Source organism: Halocatena marina (genome assembly GCF_023276375.1).
GTDB lineage: Archaea > Halobacteriota > Halobacteria > Halobacteriales > Haloarculaceae > Halocatena > Halocatena marina.
This window is the reverse complement of sequence record NZ_JALLPK010000003.1, coordinates 390863-408585: the sequence shown is the minus strand read 5'-3', so window position 1 is coordinate 408585 and position 17723 is coordinate 390863. Positions and strand designations below refer to the sequence as shown.

The 17723-nt window shown below is 54.6% G+C and carries 14 protein-coding genes; 6 read left to right on the top strand and 8 right to left on the bottom strand.

Going from position 1 to position 17723, the window contains the following annotated elements:
• Positions 1-362: 362 nt before the first annotated feature.
• The 4 genes from MW898_RS26135 to MW898_RS22775 all read left to right on the top strand — a co-directional run bounded on the left by MW898_RS26135 (position 363) and on the right by MW898_RS22775 (position 5441).
• On the top strand, positions 363-3722 hold the full coding sequence (locus tag MW898_RS26135) for a tetratricopeptide repeat protein (RefSeq protein WP_248910556.1): 3360 nt from the start codon (positions 363-365) through the stop codon (positions 3720-3722).
• A 278-nt stretch (positions 3723-4000) separates the two neighbouring features.
• Positions 4001-4174 (top strand): hypothetical protein, encoded by a 174-nt coding sequence (locus MW898_RS22785; RefSeq protein WP_248910555.1) that lies wholly within the window; start codon positions 4001-4003, stop codon positions 4172-4174.
• 731 nt (positions 4175-4905) lie between these two features.
• Complete coding sequence (locus MW898_RS22780; protein WP_248910554.1) at positions 4906-5178, top strand: hypothetical protein; 273 nt, start codon at positions 4906-4908, stop codon at positions 5176-5178.
• Positions 5178-5441 carry a hypothetical protein gene (locus MW898_RS22775; RefSeq protein WP_248910553.1) on the top strand — a complete coding sequence of 88 codons (264 nt, stop codon included), beginning with the start codon at positions 5178-5180 and terminating at the stop codon, positions 5439-5441. The genes MW898_RS22780 and MW898_RS22775 overlap by 1 nt, the downstream gene beginning before the upstream one ends.
• Before the next feature lie 379 nt (positions 5442-5820).
• Here MW898_RS22775 and MW898_RS22770 read toward each other — a convergent pair whose 3' ends face one another.
• Positions 5821-6309 (bottom strand): hypothetical protein, encoded by a 489-nt coding sequence (locus tag MW898_RS22770; RefSeq protein ID WP_248910552.1) that lies wholly within the window; start codon positions 6307-6309, stop codon positions 5821-5823.
• Positions 6310-6553: 244 nt separating this feature from the next.
• Here MW898_RS22770 and MW898_RS22765 point away from each other — a divergent pair, with 244 nt between their 5' ends.
• Positions 6554-7204: a helix-turn-helix domain-containing protein gene (locus MW898_RS22765; protein ID WP_248910551.1), complete on the top strand. Its 651-nt coding sequence runs from the start codon at positions 6554-6556 to the stop codon at positions 7202-7204.
• 366 nt (positions 7205-7570) lie between these two features.
• Here the strand turns inward: MW898_RS22765 and MW898_RS22760 are convergent, their stop codons facing one another.
• From MW898_RS22760 to MW898_RS22730, 7 genes are all read right to left on the bottom strand, one after another.
• On the bottom strand, positions 7571-7909 hold the full coding sequence (locus MW898_RS22760; RefSeq protein ID WP_248910550.1) for a hypothetical protein: 339 nt from the start codon (positions 7907-7909) through the stop codon (positions 7571-7573).
• A 59-nt stretch (positions 7910-7968) separates the two neighbouring features.
• A complete protein-coding gene (locus MW898_RS22755) occupies positions 7969-8742 on the bottom strand; it encodes a DUF8758 domain-containing protein (RefSeq protein ID WP_248910549.1) in 774 nt (257 codons plus the stop codon).
• A 243-nt stretch (positions 8743-8985) separates the two neighbouring features.
• Positions 8986-12024 (bottom strand): helix-turn-helix domain-containing protein, encoded by a 3039-nt coding sequence (locus MW898_RS22750; RefSeq protein ID WP_248910548.1) that lies wholly within the window; start codon positions 12022-12024, stop codon positions 8986-8988.
• 325 nt (positions 12025-12349) lie between these two features.
• Positions 12350-12571, bottom strand: coding sequence for a hypothetical protein (locus MW898_RS22745; protein WP_248910547.1), 222 nt, complete (start codon positions 12569-12571; stop codon positions 12350-12352).
• Positions 12568-12966, bottom strand: coding sequence for a hypothetical protein (locus MW898_RS22740; protein WP_248910546.1), 399 nt, complete (start codon positions 12964-12966; stop codon positions 12568-12570). Before MW898_RS22740 ends, MW898_RS22745 begins: the two co-directional genes overlap by 4 nt.
• A complete protein-coding gene (locus MW898_RS22735; RefSeq protein ID WP_248910545.1) occupies positions 12963-13319 on the bottom strand; it encodes a hypothetical protein in 357 nt (118 codons plus the stop codon). The genes MW898_RS22740 and MW898_RS22735 overlap by 4 nt, the downstream gene beginning before the upstream one ends.
• Before the next feature lie 1558 nt (positions 13320-14877).
• Positions 14878-16062, bottom strand: coding sequence for a hypothetical protein (locus MW898_RS22730; RefSeq protein ID WP_248910544.1), 1185 nt, complete (start codon positions 16060-16062; stop codon positions 14878-14880).
• 665 nt (positions 16063-16727) lie between these two features.
• On the opposite strand from MW898_RS22730, the gene MW898_RS22725 reads away from it, so the two are divergent.
• The gene (locus tag MW898_RS22725; protein ID WP_248910543.1) at positions 16728-17684 is read left to right on the top strand and encodes a D-2-hydroxyacid dehydrogenase; all 957 of its coding nucleotides are present in this window, start codon (positions 16728-16730) and stop codon (positions 17682-17684) included.
• Positions 17685-17723: the final 39 nt, after the last annotated feature.

Genomic DNA, 17723 nt, shown 5'->3' with positions numbered 1-17723 from the left:
TGTCTTGAAATATAGCGTGACGGCCCACATTTCGTAGAGGACTGTGCAGTGCAATAGGCTCAATCTCACGGTTGTAGAGATACGTAAAATCAGAGCCTTTTGCACCGTTTCCGACGGTGGTGTTCACCTCGATCAGCGCAGAGTGCTGGTGGATTCCTTATGTAACTCATGGATGCCATCGACTCACCGTCCATTACATAAGGCTCAAAGAGAACCACAGTCAGACGAGGTGTTAATCTGATTTTCTATAGCGATATATGGTAGATCTCGACGGGGGGCCACCCCCACAGGGCCGTCTGGACCGGGACCAGTCATATCGTGGGAATATATAAGTATTAAATTAGACAAGTAGAGAGATACAAGTGATCGAGGCTATCGGTATTGGCGTTGTGTCGAACACGGTCTTCGATGGGCTCAAAGACGGGCTGTCGAAGGCGCGAGAGGTGCTCACCCGAGAGGAGTACGAACGAGAGGCCGACGCGATCACGGCTGCAATTACGACGGCCGTGAAGGAGTCAGTCATTACAGACCTCGTGGCCGACACGGGAATGACCGAGTCCCACCTCGTCGAGGAGTGGGACTGGGCGGCCATCGCAGCGGAACTCGATGCCCTTGCGGTGTGGAGTCAGGACAGACAGACGGCGATCGTCCACCTGACGGATGCGATTGAGGCGGGTCTCGACCTGGAGTTCGACGTGGACTCCACTCAGCGGACGACGCTCGAAGTCGCGGTGACGACGGGGTACAGACACGCGGTGCAGCAGTTCATCGAGGAGATCGCCGGGACGCCGTTAGCTGACGAACTGGCGTTGCGCACAGACAGGGAGTTGCTCGCGATCGCCGATACCATCGAGGAGCGACTGACCGCGCTCGAACAAGAATTACGCGGCAACCGCGCCGCACTGCAGAATCAAGGGTTCAACCGGCTCGGTTCGCTGTATTTCGAGCGCCACGAGCCCGGGAATCCGGAAACCGCCTGGCGAACGGGTTTTTCGCTCGCAGCGGTCGCAGAGAGCTATCCCCTGCCCCGTGAACGGCCACCCTCATCCGACGGCGAGCGGGTGTCGCTCACGGAGGAGGTGTACGAGGAGCTCACAGCGGGCGAGCATGTGGTGGTGGTCGGCGAGGCTGGCTCCGGAAAAAGTACGGTCTGCAAGCAGGTTGCCTGTCAGTGGCATGCTGAGCCCGATCGGGGAGCGGTGCTGTATCGGAAAAGTGCGTCGACCACGACCTTTGACGAGCCGGGCACGCTCATTGAGGCGATCCGTGCTGCTGAGGACGACCTGCTGGTAGTTGTCGAGGATGCGCCCAGAGCGGATGCCAACGCGATTTTCGAGGTGCTCGATACACTCGGCAAGGCTGAAGAAGTGGTCGTGCTGCTTGATGCCAGAACCGGCACCTGGGAGAGTAACAGCCTCATGGGTGGGCACACGCGGCTGGACAACCAGCGCCGTCACCTCACTCGAATCGACATGCCCCCGTTCGACGAACGGGAGTGTCAGCGAGCGATCGAGCACTATCAGGAGGTCACGGGCGAGAAGACTGGTCGGACCGGTGAACAGGTGTTCGAAGAGATTTGTGACGCTGAAATCGGAGGCCCGTTGGTGGTGGCCTATCAGCTGGCAGGCCCGGCGATCGCCACCGAGCGGCCCGTCTCCGCACTTCACGGGCACGTGCGCCAGACGTATGCCACCGTCGAGGAGTGGGCCGATGACGAGCCCTTTTCGGAGACGGTCGCCGTCATGGTCAACGTCCTCAACGCGGCCGAACTTCCGGTCGAGGCGGCCTTCGTCCATGCACTGGCTGCTGATCGAGCCGAGCACCAACGGATCGAGCGCACACTTGGCTTTCTCGAAGGGTCAATGTTCGAACAGGACGCAGGAGCCCTTCGTATGCCCCACTCACAATGGTCGGCACTCTATCTCGAATGCATGCTCGATATCGCTGGCGAACGCCTTGCTCGCAATCGCTTCGAGCAGTGTGTGAGGGCACTCTTTCGCCTCATCGATGAGGAACCAAAGCAGGAGCGGGTCCGACGCTGGGTGCGCACTCCACCCGAGACTTTCACCGTTATCACGGAGACACCCGAGGAGACCGCTGAGCGATTCGTCCGGCAGGTCGCTAAAATCGGAACAGATCGGGCGACACTCGGTGTATTATATGGATCCTTCGAAACGTGGGGGGTCTCGCTTCCTGACCCCTGTCCGAGCAGTGCCCGTCTCCACTGGCTGATCAGACGCGGGGAGATTCATCGCAAGCGAGGAGCGTTAGATGCGGCCCAGGCGGAATTCGAGCGCGCCGAGCGACTGATTGACACAGCACGGGACGAACTCGCCGCACCCAGCAAACATCAAGCCACAACACACCACAGCCTCGGACTCGTCGCCAGAAAGCGTGGCGAGTTCGAGACGGCCGAGGACTACTGCGAGGAGTCGCTGGCGCTGTTTCAGAAGGTCGGCGACCGTCACGGCGAAGCACAGACACTCGACAATCTCGGAGTCATCGCCGGAAAGCGTGGAGAGTTCGAGACGGCCGAAGAATACTACGAGGAGGCGCTGGCACTCAACCGGGAACTCGACGACCGTCACGGGGAAGCGGGGAGTCTCACCAATCTCGGAAACGTCGCCGGTGATCGTGGTGAGTTGGAGACAGCCGAAGAATACCACGAGAAGTCGCTGGCGCTCAAACGGGAGCTCGGTGACCGCCACGGCGAAGCGAAGACTCTCACTAACCTCGGGATCGTCGCCAAAAATCGTGGCGGGTTAGAGACGGCCAAGGAATACCACGAGGAGTCTCTGGCGCTGTTTCAAGAACTCGGTGACCGTCACGGAGAAGCGGGGAGTCTCAAAAACCTCGGAAACGTTGTCGAAAAACAGGGTGAGTTGGAGTCAGCCGAGGACTACCACGAAGAGTCGCTGGCACTCGAACGGAAGATTGGCGACCGCCACGGCGAAGCGAAGAGTCTCAACAATCTCGGGCTCGTCGCCTACGAGCGTGGCGAGTTCGAGACGGCCGAGGACTACCACGAAGAGTCATTGGCACTCGAACGGAAGATTGGAGACTGTCATGGCGAGGCACAGAGTCTCAACAATCTCGGGGTTGTCGCCAGACAACGTGGCGAGTTCGAGACGGCCGAGGAATATCACGAAGAGTCACTGATACTCAGACGAGAGCTCGGCGACCAATACGGCGAAGCAGCGAGTCTCAATAACCTCGGGTTCGTCGCCGAAAAACGAGGCGAGTTCGAGACGGCCAAAGAATACTATGAGGAGTCGTTGGCGCTGTTTCAGGAGATCGGAAACCATCAGGCAGAAGCAACGGCCCTCACCAATCTCGGAAAGGTCGCCAAACAGCGTGGAGATCTACCGACTGCCGCAAAGTATCACAATAAATCCCTCATCCTCCAGCGGAAGCTGGGCGACCGTCACGGCGAGGCGGGGAATTTGCGCCGGCTCGGACGGCTCGCTCATGCCCGTGATGAATTCGCACTCGCCCGAGAATACTTTGCGGAGGCGCTCCGCATCTTCCGCGAGGAGGAGAGCTTCCCCTGTGCGCTCGATAGCTTTGGCGAATTGATCAATGTCTGTGACCAGCAGGGTGCGACCGCACGGGCGATCGAGTGGTGTGAGGAGGCCATCGATTTCGCTGCGCAGACCGAGCACCCGACGAAGCGGGAGGAATTTCAGGACCGGCGCTCGGCGTTACTCGATACAGAACCGTGAGGAGTGTCACTCTGGCGGATCGAGCAATAACGAATGTGACGACACGAGGTCGCTCGGCTTACATGTTTTTCGTAACGATCTCGTGCAACAGAGAGACGTGAACATAGAAAATACTTCGCTGAAGTGCAAAAATCAGGTATCTCATAGCGGTGAGTCGGGCTGCGTTTCACATTTGTACAGATTCGTGAAATTGAGAGCTGCTTGGAGCGTTGAGAGAATGAGCATGGTACCCTTGTTGGGAGCCACAGAGTTATCGCACAGGGCGACATAGAATCTGCATGTCAGAAGAGACAACTGACGAACAATCCGGCTATCCAGAAGGGATGTGGATAGCGATTGGTGCAGGAGTAGGCATGATGGTAGGTGCGGCAACAGGGAATACTGGTGCAGGCCTCGTACTCGGAACGGGTGCTGGTGTCGCATACGAAGGAACAAAACACTATACAAACTAACACGAACGAGTTTCGAGCCGCTAGGCGACTTCGACCGAGAGAGGATCGAACGTACGAATGCTCCTGAGGATACGTTTATGCGATATGATATAGAACGTGCTGATCTGGAGATCGCTGAGGTGTCTCATTACTATATTGATCCGTGGGGAACGCTGAGTGGGTTGGGGATGTCGGAGAAGACGAGGAGAGGATACCCACAATGGATACTTCTGTCAGGAGGCACGTCCTGCCGACAGACTGGTACCATCCCCCAATGCGACACCCGTCGATCCGCCCGCCGTCTGAACGTACTAGAGGCACAACTGAACAGAGGACTAATAGAGGTGGCTCAGAAAGGGGGGGGTTTCTGAGACACCCACCTCATGCTTCTCAGAGAGATTCATGCAATCATGTGCTCTGTCTCGATCAAAATGAGCAGTGAAGATATCAGATTCAACGGGGAGAACGGTTGCAGTCGTCGAGTGTTTTACATTTGTAGAGAAACGTGAAATTGGGCGCTTTTGCGTCCGGATGTTGAAGGTATTCCTTCTGTATCGTTTCCGAAGGTGGTGTGCGCCTCGATCGGCACCGAGCGCTGATGGATTTAGCCTTATGTAACTTGTGGCTGCCACCCATCCACCCTCTGTTACATAAGGTCCGAAGAAAATCATACTCTGCCGAGATGTTGGAATTCGTATAGCGACAGATGATATACGTCAGTAGCTATACGGTGTCGAGACTGACCTGCATATATGGGTGCTGAGACATTTGATCCACTGTCAGCGAGCGTGAGCGAGTATGCGATCGAATATCCGGGGGCCACGCCCACGAGGATCATGCGCGAGCTCGATCTCGACAGTACCTACCGAGCGCAAGTGGAGCACTTCTGCGTGGTCACCCGGTATTCACTCTTCGCGGAGGCAAATGACTGTGAGAAGGGTGAGGATCTCCGGCTTCAGACGCTTGAGTGGTCCGACGTCGCTGACTGGGAGATACCAGCCGAGGACCTACCTCCCGAGAAGTGATGGATCACGACACTGGTAATCAAACCGAGATTGAAGGCCTCAGAACGGCTTTTACGTACCCGATGATAGCGATTTCTGTCGCGGCGGGCGACAAGCGATCGAGGTATACGCCGGTTGGCCGTCACCACATACCCATTTCCCTGCAGTCCGACCATCACTTCGCAGGCTGGGTGGCGGCCCGTCCTTGGAGCATCGTTTTGTTGGTTGCCAACGCCGATATCACCGATCAGCAGAATTGTTCACTGGATTTCACGCTTCGTTGAGCACGATACTGCCCTGATTGACCGTTCCAGTGTCTTAGACCAGAGCCAATCGTCATTGTGTGAACAGTCTCAGGACTGTATTTGTGTGCTCTTGGGCTGTACAGTCACATGGCACTATTTTTACTTGGTGGTGGCCACAACCGGATGTCGTCGGCGAGCGTCGATGGCCTCACACACGTCCCGTGAAACGACCCACAACGAGATTGCGATGGCGACCGGCCTAGCCCGAGACAATCGTCGGCGAACACCTCCGGAAGATCGAGGCAACCGTGTTCTCGTCGCTCAGCGTTGGTGCCATTGATTGCTGATGCGTCCGACCGTCTCGGAAGACGACACCGTAGCAGTAGAAGATTCGTGCTATCCTAAACAGAAAGCGCCACTATTGTGACAAACGGTGCTGAGCCCACGGACTACGGTACTTCACCATGGAGAGAATCATCACTAGTACTAAGACAATTGCCCCACCGTCAGTGATCAGACTCGGCAGGATGCCCCAAACGCCATATGTGGCAGTGGCAGCCGACCACATCGAGGAAGGAATCAGAACGAAGCCAAAAGCTTGGGTGATGTTCACCGTAAATACTGTCCACCAGAGAAGTCGTGATTGGCTTCGTAGAGCTAAGATGCCTATTGCGTTGCCGAGGATGTAGAGGCAGCCGACGATCCGGAACCAGATTGTAAAGCTAGGGGCCGCACCAGTTGGATCTGCGATGTTTTCTATCCGCATCATGGTCTCAATAAACGATGTATTGATAATGACAAAATTTTGCAACGTGGTGCCGATGGTGAAGATCACCGAGCTTAAAGCGATAGCGATCTGCAGCTTTCTGGTGGTAGGGGTTGCTGTCAGTTGTGATTTTTCACTCATTAGATGTATAGAAAATCTCATTGGAAATGGTCAGCACGAGACAGGTAAAGGTGCCAGCTTGACGGAGTTCTCCTCTAATAGACAGCTCGACAGCTCCCTGCCGCGATAATTCGGTACCTTTTGCGTCTGAGATGGGGTTCATCGTTATCGCTTGGATGTATCTTGGAGAGGAGCGATAAGATTTGATCAAAACATGTTGCAATAAGTCGAACCGCTCATATACTGGTGACCAGTGATAAAGCGTATGCCTGAGGTGGAGCTGAAACTCAAACCATCTAACGAAGATATAGCCGCCGTTTCACGTGACCATCCGGACATTGAGTTCCAGCTGCTAGATTCGTATAGGATCGAGGAGGGGGCGCTCATGAGCGTCCTTTTTGAAATACAGACAATGAATCCCGTGTCCCTCGTCGAGTCGTTCGACGAACTGACGGAATTGCATTCGTATGAGATTCTACATACTGGTGAAACGGTGGTCCTCATTCGGTGTCTGATCGATGAGCCAGCACCGTCCCGCGCGGCACGTGCCTCCAATAACCTCGTCAAGACTCCTCTCGTTCTTCATGATGGCTGGATCTTTGCTACGTTCACTGCTTCGGATGAGAATATATCCCAGTTCAAAGATGAGTTGGAGTCGGCTGGTGTCACATATCAGGTCATCTCGATTGGTTCGCCATCAGATCCAATAGATCGACTCACCAAGCGCCAACGGGAAGTACTTGATGAAGCGGTCGACCGTGGCTATTACGAGACACCGCGTGAGTGTTCAATTACTGAGCTCGCAACAGGTCTTGAGGTAACAAAGGGAACCGTGAGCCGGGTGCTTCATCGCGCTGAATCGACAATTATCAAGAATATTGTTTACAGTGATACAACCGGTAAAGGAAGCAGCTGACCGCGTGTGTCTGGCTGGTTGGAATACATTTGTCGTCCAGTACGATATGACTGATCGTGAGTCGATCGACACAGCTGTGCAAGTGGGTTCTGGTCACCTCTGTTCAGTTTCGTAGGAATCCGCTGATTTGTCCTCATCAGCGCTATGCTCGTGAGTAGAGCACAGCTCGTCGTAGTTATCACTGCGTACGCACTGGGCGTGAGTTCCGATATGGTGGACGCTGAGCCGCCGAGTCGCCCCGAGAGCACATCGAGCGCTCACAAGAGGTACCAGAGGGCGTTGAGGAAAGACTCTGAAAATCGCTCGTCGAATATCCGACGCTACCACACACGGTACTATTGATCTCATACCTCAAGCAGAGGATCGTTACTCCCGTGTGACGACACGATAGAGATGACCGGTATCCGGAAGAGAACCGTTGAGTTTCTGGATTGCAGCCTGCCACTTTCTAACACTCTCAAACCCACTCAATTCACGGTATTCGGCGAGAGATTCCTCCTGCTTCGGATCCACCGTCCCAATCTCGGTGACGAGGACATCACCCTGCTTCGGTCCGAGTCGTGATTCTCGCCACCAGGTCTCACCTGTGGTCCGCGTTGTCTTTCGGAGGGTCACGACCTCCCCCTCTTGAAGCAACTGACGCCGGGCGGTAGTATCTGCGAAGATGATCGGTCCGACAGTTCCTGCTGAGTTGCTGTGTGTCATTATGTATATCTGGCAGCGGGTTGCTTATTAAACTGCTGTAGTTCGTAGTGTTTTTTTATTCACCAATCATCAAGGCTCGACTGATCGTCGACTGATATACCAGCGTTCAGCATGTCTTTCTCGCTGAAACGAAGATCACTAATGACAATGTATGCAGTTGGTTGATGACGAAGGTTTCCAACGAAGAAGTAGTGTTGATATCGAGAATCCGTAAGCTTGAGTGCATCACACACTCCTTCGGGGTCGTCGTACTTATCCCAATACCGGTAGATGCCCCACTCAATGCAGTGCTGTCGATGAGGACCCTTGATTGCACACTCCTCACAGCGATAGGTGAGGTAGAGCTTGTGCGGATACTCGTTCTTCCCCTCTTGCCGTCTTCCGTCGAGAGTTACCTGATACGTTGGATCGTCTCGTTCTTCAAGTGAATAATCGATGATTTCGAACGGTTTGACCATCCCAAGACTCGTATGGGTCTCGTTCAACCGACCAGTACAATCACCGGCCAATTGATCTACCAACTGGATTCGTTCGGCTTTACTCAATCGGCCGACTTTTTTGATTTTCGTATGGAGCTGATCCCAATTCTCTTTTGAGCCCTGTATTTTGTAACTCTCTTTCCGATGGTCATCGGGTTTAGCATGCTCAACTAGCACAGACACGACATTCCAGCGCCTGCATTGGGTCATCCGCTTTTGCGTCGGGTACAAGCGAACGTATCCAACTTCTTCCGAATACCCCCCGAGACAGACGGTGTGGCGACCATCTGATATTGGTTCAGGGGCAGCACGTCCCAGTACGACGAGATCGTCAATTCTAGTAGTATCGCTCATGAACCCATATGATATATTTATTTTCCAATATTTATATATTTGTTCTATGCTATTATTTATAATATATACAGACTATTCACCGGAGTAGTAATACTATATCTTTCGAGGAGCCGAGCAATCACATCGCAGTACGGCCGTACCCATGACTATGGTTCGATCGCTGGCTTACGGAGCCTCAACCACAATAGGAAATACAACGATACGCACAGCATCCTCAACCGCTGCTCGCTGCTGAATTCCATTCTATGCCGACAGTTGTGCCTGTCTCATCGTTGGCTCGCTCCCGAATCGACTCGTCAGCTCATACGGTCCCTCAATCCAGTCATCGGGTCCACGAAGACTCCCGCCGCCCTCGACGCCGAGCAACCGAGCGATCACGTCGCACCACGGTCGTAACCACGGCCAGCGCTCGAGCGCTGGCTCAAGCGTCGGCGGCCACCCGACAAGCCCATCTGAGATCGCTTGATCGTTGAGCGCCTCCTCAAACAGCCCTCGCGCCTCAAGCAGGTCACAGAGCACATCCCGAATCGATCGAGGCTGTGACTCGTTTTCCGGAGCCATGAGATGGGCTGGTCGAGGGGCGTCCTCATCGCCACGTTCGTCTCTGAACGGCAGCCGGAGCCGGTAGTACGTCGCCCTCCCCGTCCCACGATCGTCGATCTCCAGCAGGCCGAGTGCGGCGAGATCGTCGCGATGCGTCCGGATCGATTCGGTCGAGACTCCTGCTTGGCCAGCCCACTCACCCTGTGCTAAGGGTTCACCCGCTGTCAAGAGTGAATAGAGCAACTTCGACCGGGCTGATTTCCGCCGCGTACCTTCCTCATCCGCATCGAGCTCGGGGAGTAGGGCCTCGGGATCGAGTGTGGCCAATGCGTAGCGGATCTCGTCGAGCGTGATCGTCCGGCGGCTCGGGTCGGTCTCCGCTGCTAAGCCCGACAGCGCGTTCACCGTCTCGTAGATGCTGCCAGTGAGGGCGTAGAGCAGTGCCGTTGCCGGACGCGTCGGCTCCAACTGCTTCATGTGACAGAGCCGTCGGACCGTCTCTCGAACACTCTCTAAGCGAGTGGCTTGCCCGATCTGGATATCCGTGTAAAAGGCCGCGAAATTCACACCCTCGTCCTGGACATCCAGGTTGGCATACGCTTCGAGATGGGCGAGATTGCTCGCCAATCGATCGATTCCGGGACCACGAAGCACCCACGAGCCGATGAGATCACCCGACGGATCGATATCGTCGACGGAAGGCGCACCGAGCGAGCCCTCGCGTTTGTCGGCGCGCTCCTCATAGACGATCCGTGACATCGGATAATGCCCGTACCGTGACGTGATTGCCACCTGTGTTGCGAGCGTCTGCAGGTGTGTCGAGCGATCCTCATGGAAGTGGCGCGAATACTCCGGAAACGTGAGTTCGCGGACCACGTCCCATCCGAGGAGGTCGTAGATGTGTGTGATCGTCCCAGCGAGTCCCTGGCCGCGCCGACACACCGAGCGAGCCAACTCGGGATCAAAGTCCTCCCCACTACCGATGTCATCAACGTCGGAGAAGAGTGTCTTCATCGCCGCGATGAGCTGGTCTGGATAGTCCTCACCCGTCGCAGCCTGATCGGGGAGCCAGCCGAGCTGGCGTGCGGCTCGAAGGACCGCCGGACTCACCGCGTCGTCCAGCAGTGTTCCAAGATCCTCGCCGTCCTCACCGTCCAACCGCTCCGGCGTCAACAGCGTGTTCAGGAGGCGGGGGTCCAGTAAGGCAGCGCACAACCGAGTCACTGTCCGAGCAGCCAGCGGCGACGGTTGGAGGGAGACCACGATCTCGTTATCCGTTTCATTGAACCCAACAGCATAGTCTCCACAGTGATCGCGAGTCGGAGCGGCTTCATCAGCGAGGGCTATATCGAGATCACCCGAGACAGCACTCGATACGGCCGTTTGCTGATCGAGCGATAACCACGCTCCAGAGGCAACAACGTCATCGTCCACACCAGCAACGGCAAGCGACTCCTCTGTACTCACTGGGCCATCCCCACCAGACTCCCCTCTCGTGCTTGCGCCGGTGTACACGGTTCCGTGGGAGTGTTTTGGGGGGTCAGTTAGATCAACTGAATCGCCCGTCTCAGTCGCTGCATCGTCGGTTTCTGTGGCTGCAAATCCGTCAAGGACCGTTTGTACGTCTTGGGCGTCCAGTTCCTGCTCGCGTCGGTCCAAAAAGCGTGTCCCCGCTGGAAGCAACTGGATATAGTTCGTCGTATTGAACTGATCCTTACTGACCAAGCGATACTCGATGAGCGTGCGCACCCGTTTGCCGACTGCCGCCTCGGAGACGGAAAACGCGGTATCAGCTTTGAGCGCACCGTACGCGAGCCGTTCGCTGGATTCCTCAGAGAGTCGTTCGAGCACCGAAATCGCCGGGTGATCGAGGCCGAGATCCGCGAGTGCAGCCTCGGCAACCTCCCGTGGTGCTGCGCCAGCCTGCTTCGCTGCGTCATGGTACGGCTGTGGGGCCTCAGTTACACAGCGGCTCGGCAGATCCGCCTCGTGCAGGCGAAGGAGCTTCTTCGGTACGAGACTGCCGTGACAAACAATTCGGACATCCATTCCCCGACCCAGCTCAACGAGGAAGTCGAGCAATCGCACGCGCTGGATGCGCTTGTGCTCGAAAAAGTCGTGAGAGAGATGGATTGCGATCCGTGGCGTTACGTCGCACGCAGCGAAGATCGCCACAGGGCCGTTGATGATGTCTGCCCGCTCCGTATTCCCGAATGGTGTGCTCCCACCAAGCTGGCGGGTCACACGCAGGCTATCGAACCACGTCGCGTCTGTTGGGCGCTTCAATCCATCCAGAAGGTATTCTGCGTAGCTCGGTGCTGGTGTGCTCGCAGGGGCCGTCACACCCCCGTCTTCGACGAGTGTCGCCCACGCCGACTGGTACGTTTCACCAGTCAGCGTGTCTAGCGCATCGCGAAAACGGGTGTGTAAGCGGTCGATCTGCCAGAGGGTCTTCCAGAGATCGGTCGCTCCAGTATCCGGCTCACGCACGCGTACGTCGACGTCGGCGGGCAACGTCTCGGGCGTGGTGAGCGTGAGATTCGACTCGTCGGCTGCTGTGCGCTCCTGAAAGGATGTCGTGATGGCTTCGGTGCTGCTGCCGACCGCTGACTTGTCGGATTCGCCTCGCTCAGGCTGTTCTTGCCCGGTGGTCGTTGTCGCACTACCGGGAGTGCTCTTCGTCGTGTTCGCCGCCGGATGGATGTGTGTGGGTATCTCTGTCTCGTGTGTGTCGTGCATAGACACGCCTGCTGGCGCGTCGACTCACTTTCAGAGCCGCCCAGCGTGCGCAGAACGATTAGATCCGGTGAGCCAGTGCAATAGCTCCCGAGACCCAATCATTATAACCGCTGAGCAAGATACCACAGATGCTTAGTGACCGCCAGAGGTGCAATGGGTGCTGTTACACCCGAAACCTCCGGCGGTTGTTCTGTGGTTTCTTGACGCTGTGAGTGTCGTCTGTGTCGGCTATCTGCCGTGAGGGCCGTCCCTCTTCGTGACGGTCGACAAACCAGGAACTGTCCCTCGGTTTGTCCGCCGTTCAGCTGACGGTGGGTGCTGCCAGTCATGGTGTGTGATCTACTGGCTGGATTCCTCCGTTCTGATAACTGTCGTACAGATCCGTGGCGTCACCAATCGCCAGCGTCTGGCCGTGTTCTGTCGTGAACGTCACGATCTGTCGCGACAGGGTTTCGAGCTGACAGCGCCCAGCCCGGACATCACAACACCACGTTCCCTCGGAAAAGCCAGCGGCTCGACAGCGTTCGAGCGCTTGCTCCGGCGTCACGCTTGTTCACCACCTGAGCGATCGACGGACTGGTCAGTGACGGCCGCCTCGAATTCCGTCACAGACATGTCCGCGAGTGCCGCCGCAAGTTGTGGACCGGTCTCACCAGTGGCTGTCGCCTCGTTGTTTCCGTAGCACCCGCTATACAGACAGCCATCCCACGTTTGTGCCAGTACGGCGTGCCGTCGAAGCACCCAGTGGGTGTCATCGTGGCCAGTGACGTGCCCACATCGGGGTTTGACGGTTTTATCGCAGGCGTAGCGCTCAAGATCGACACGATGGTAGCAGCCGTGCGCATACGGGGACAGTCGCCGACAGACGAGTTTGTCACCGTTCGCGTCGACGAGCACGCGCGTTCCGTCGCGATCGAGAATGCGGGGGGTGCCAGCGATCATCGAAAGTCCTCCAGGGTCGCGTTCTGGAGCTCGTCTTTCTCGATTCGATAATCGACAGGGTCGCATTTCTCACAGGGATCGATCCCAAGTCTCGCACAGACTGCAATCGAGGTTCGAGAGAGATCACGGGCTTCTGGACAGCCTGGAATACCGCACACGCAGGTGTGATACCGACGATCGCTGCGAAAAACCTCTTGTGAGGGATCAACGTCCGGGTGAACGTTCACCGGTCGTTCGAACGTCTCCTTTGGGCGAGTATTGTCACCCTCTTGGGTGTCGATGTGAGGAGCGTCACCCTCAAGGTAGTCGTCAACCAATGCTTGCGTTGTCGCACGTTGGTGTGTCTTCAGCATAGTTGTGTGTCGACAGAAATGCACCAACCTCAGCGACACCGCACCGTAGCGCGTTCGCAGCCGCTTGGGCTAGGGACCCAGAAGCCCGCCGAAAGGCCGTCAACCTTTAGATCGGGGGGCATGAACGGCTATGTACGCGCTGAGCGGTTCAGCGCCGCATCGATTGCCCGAGGGATCCTGTCAGATTCGCACTCGGGTGATCTCCATTTCTCTGGATGATCATCGCATATGAGCTCGTGCTCATCTAACGTCTTTTCTATATCCAACTCACACCCACATAAATATTGGGTTAGTGTTGGAATATCGGACCTGATGAGACTAAATTACATATCCAATGGGATTCAATAGGACATGAGCCCTTGACCGAAACAAGTTGAGTCAAGGTGACACGATTGGTTTATGTCTACATCAAATCATGAAAATCGACCAACTTCAATCCTTATCACAGCTTCGAATATCCTGCAAGCACTGAGCCCTTCTCGATTGGGATTGCTGGTCGTTATCCACGACAACGATATACAGACCCAGGGAGATATCGCCGACCTAATTGGACGTCCTCAATCCACAATCTCATCATATCTCCAGTCGCTAGGCGGTCTTACCCCTCCCCTCACAGGAAAACGTGGGAAGTATTACATTGTTACGAGTACTGGAAAGCAGGTTATCAGTCTGGTCAATGATCTGTCTCGTCGATGTGATCATAAGCTGCGATCCACCACCTGGGATAATGAAACTGACAGAGATACTGTCGACGCGTTTCTCACCCCTTTGCACGACTCACAAGTCATAAGACCTTATCTCATTCTTGATTCGTTGCATGAACGAAGTGGGATTGACGGTCCTCTTGGCACACCTGAACCGGTTAGATTCGACGATATTGTACGTGATGTCGAGAGTCGATACGATGATTTGGAAAAAAGTACAACTACGGAAGAAATCCGTAGGACCGTCAAACTTCGCTTCAATGACACTGATGCTGCCCGTTTCGAGGGAGGGAAAGTCACACTGCTCCATAAGGGACATCAGCATGCTTGTTTATGGAATGAACTAATACAATATCTCAAGAAACAAGACAGGGTTGATAGTGGTAGAGACACGGGGATCGCGATAACTGATACTGAAACTACCACGGGGAATTTAGATGATTATATCGCTTCTCCATCGATACCAGGTCGTGAATCTGGCCGGTCAGACGGTCCACAAAATACGCCCCAACAGATCGTATCGGAAGGGTCTCGTGAGGGGAGACAATCCGCCATCGAACAGAACGATATCTCAGAGCACCCAAGTATCATACCCGTATATACCTTACACTCTTCCGCTGATACGGAAAAAGAATGGTCAGGACCCATACTGCCACTTACAGCAAGGATGACGATTGAAGAACTCGCCGCCAGTGTCAATCAACTAGCTACTGAATATAATGGGGAGACGGAGTTAGTGTTGGATTGGATGGTCCAAACAGAATCTGGGCTCTATCCGTTGGCTTCTACGAGCTCGGACATATCTGGCATGTTAGAGCTACAACACAGATAGCTGTACGACAATGGAAGAGATGTCAGCGCATTCTGTCGGTCATTTCGTACCAATCAAGCGACTCGTCCCATCCTTGTTTCCGTCTCCGAATCGCCGTGAGTTGCTCCATATTGACTGAGGGTGGATCAAGTCGCCTAATCAAATCTTCACCCTGTTGATAAAGAGCGTCAAGATCATCGTAAGGAGATGGATCACTGACAATACTGGCTCCGATTAGCCCAGCTACATGTGATACTCTATTATCTCTAACTAAGGGACGGAGTGCATCTGAGTACTGCGATAGGGTCGTCGCATAGGTGGTCATTTTGGTGAGGCATTGCCTCTGTTGCTGACCGGCAGTGAATGGCATGATGTCACTTTCCATTAACCAATCAACTGTGGAGGTCGGATCCGGGCCGTTCCCTGTCTGGTTTTCAAGACGAGTGACGACATCTGCCACCTCTTTTGAAAGCTTCTCCGAATTTAGTCCTCCTTCTACTTCATTATGTATTGCAGATATATTAAATATATTATTGTACTGTGGTATGGCTAGCGTCGGGGCAAGTAGTGTCCAGTCATCGTGTTGAACACCAGTGCTCTCAACGGCCAACTGGCCAACTGTCTCGAAAATTTCACGAGTATATTTGAGTTCCTTAGGAGGGAGCTTCTCAATATGAGATCGGTCTGGAAGATGGGATGCCCTTTCCGCAAGGCCATCTTTGTCGATTATCATAGACTCTCCCTCCCCAATGACATATTTCACATTGAGGTGGTCGAAGATCTCATCTGCCACACCACGGACTTCAAGAGCGGCAGCATATTGATTGAATATCTGTTCATTCCACTCAAACGGGTCAGCACTGCCCCGTTTCAGCTTGCGTCGCCTCTTTTTCTCAGTTTTTCGACCACCGATGAAAACTTCTAAGTCTTCACCAAGATTCTCACGAAACGATTCTTGGTACTCTCCGCGTTGGTAGTTAATCCTGCCTTGGGCTGCTCCTATTGCAGCGCGCTTTTGAACATCATTGGGCACTTTTTCGAGAACTTCCTGATTTTGTTTGAGGATTTTCTTCTGAGTGTGGTTCGTGTAAAATTCCCCGTAATCAATGAGTTGAACCACTCCTCGCCGAAGGAGATGCCCATAGGCCATTGCGAGACTCTGATTCCAGGGGGAGTCTGTTTCCTTTAGCGCTACTGCCTGAAGTCGGTTATAATCATGGATATCCATCAAGATAATTGGTCTCAACGTACTTGATCCGTTCATCAAATACGGCAGATTAGCAAGCAGTGACGCTGTCGATAGTCCAGGTAGCGTTACATATGCTAATCGCTGCTCTCCTGTAGATCGCGTGGGGACGGCGTATTCCCCTCCCTTCATTGATTTGTTACTGTTTGCAGAAGGGCTTATATCTTGATGATAATCTCCTCGAAACCAATTATTGAGACCAGTTGCTACGATTCCAACTAATGAAGTAAGAACACGTCGACGAGAGGGACTTCTATCTGAAATCTCTGCGCTGTGTTCCCTGTCCATTACATATTGACCTCATGTAGTCCTGCCAACTTACATTATTGGGTTTAGTGGGCTGGGTATTCGATATACCTTCGAGGTGCGGTAGTATGTTCGTCAGTCCGTGACTGTCATTTGCACTCTGTAAACATGGAAGACAATATGATGCAAAAACCTCAATGCAGGCTATGGTGAGATAGTTGACTGAGTTTCTCAACGCATGTAGTCAGGCTGGAGAAGAATCTTGACACGTTCTTGGTAGAGCTTCATGTGTTTTCGACATCTTCTGACCGTCTCTCCCGCTGATACAGGCTCTGTACAGGTGAAATATTCACGAGTCTTTTTCTCCGAGAGTATACAGTCCCGGGCAAATACCATCACACATGGACGATAAACCACCGATCTTGCTTCCATACACGGTGAGCAGCGAATGGGTGGCACCATTGCGTTCGGTACTTACCACAGAGCTCCCGGATGTCACAATCGAGCATGCCTCCACGCCACCCGCGTCGAGAGCCGCGATCGAAACAGCACCGATCGTTGTGGCGTTCGGTCTGCCTGACGACCTGCTTGCGTGCGCCGAAGAACTCCAATGGGTTCAGGCGTTGAGTGCTGGCGTCAATACCTACGATGTGGATGCGATCGCTGCTGCCGATGCGATGCTCACGACAGTCTCTGGGATCCACGCCCAGCCCATCGCAGAGCAGGTGCTCGGGTACATGTTCGCGTTCGAGCGCGGGATTCACACGGGTATCAGACAGCAACAGCGGGCCGTCTGGGAACGCTACACGGTGGGCGAGCTCGCCGATGCAACACTCGGTATTGTCGGTGTTGGTGCGATCGGTCAGCGCATCGCGGAACTCGCCAGCGCAATCGGCATACAGACACTCGGGATTAAGCGCAATCCAGACACAGGTGGTGACTGTGTCGATGAATTGTTCGGTCCCGAGGGACTGTATGAACTCTTGCTCCGAGCAGACTACGTGGTGCTTGCCTGTCCCCTCACCGACGAGACGCGTGGGCTCATCGGCCGCGAGGAACTGCAGACGATGAACGAGTGGGGTGTTCTCATCAATATCGCACGCGGTGACGTAGTCGACGAAGAAACGCTAATCCATGCCCTACAGTACGGATGGATTCGTGGGGCCGCACTCGATGTATTCTCAACTGAGCCCTTACCGGCGGACTCGCCGCTGTGGAAGCTCTCAAATGTTATCGTTACGCCACACATGGCCGGATTGACGCCACATTACATGGAACGGAGTGCTGCCATCATCGCCCAGAACTATCGTACATTCGTCGCTGGGGACCTTGATGCGATGCAAAACCGCATCGTGTGAACGCTACAATGATACGGAGCATAGGCTACCAGGATTCAA

Coding starts and splice junctions, on each gene's coding strand:
- MW898_RS22785 (WP_248910555.1), top strand. CDS start 4,001: ATGTCAGAAGAGACAACTGACGAACAATCCGGCTATCCAGAAGGGATG.
- MW898_RS22780 (WP_248910554.1), top strand. CDS start 4,906: ATGGGTGCTGAGACATTTGATCCACTGTCAGCGAGCGTGAGCGAGTAT.
- MW898_RS22775 (WP_248910553.1), top strand. CDS start 5,178: ATGGATCACGACACTGGTAATCAAACCGAGATTGAAGGCCTCAGAACG.
- MW898_RS22770 (WP_248910552.1), bottom strand. CDS start 6,309: ATGAGTGAAAAATCACAACTGACAGCAACCCCTACCACCAGAAAGCTG.
- MW898_RS22765 (WP_248910551.1), top strand. CDS start 6,554: ATGCCTGAGGTGGAGCTGAAACTCAAACCATCTAACGAAGATATAGCC.
- MW898_RS22760 (WP_248910550.1), bottom strand. CDS start 7,909: ATGACACACAGCAACTCAGCAGGAACTGTCGGACCGATCATCTTCGCA.
- MW898_RS22755 (WP_248910549.1), bottom strand. CDS start 8,742: ATGAGCGATACTACTAGAATTGACGATCTCGTCGTACTGGGACGTGCT.
- MW898_RS22750 (WP_248910548.1), bottom strand. CDS start 12,024: ATGCACGACACACACGAGACAGAGATACCCACACACATCCATCCGGCG.
- MW898_RS22740 (WP_248910546.1), bottom strand. CDS start 12,966: ATGATCGCTGGCACCCCCCGCATTCTCGATCGCGACGGAACGCGCGTG.
- MW898_RS22735 (WP_248910545.1), bottom strand. CDS start 13,319: ATGCTGAAGACACACCAACGTGCGACAACGCAAGCATTGGTTGACGAC.
- MW898_RS22730 (WP_248910544.1), bottom strand. CDS start 16,062: ATGGATATCCATGATTATAACCGACTTCAGGCAGTAGCGCTAAAGGAA.
- MW898_RS22725 (WP_248910543.1), top strand. CDS start 16,728: ATGGACGATAAACCACCGATCTTGCTTCCATACACGGTGAGCAGCGAA.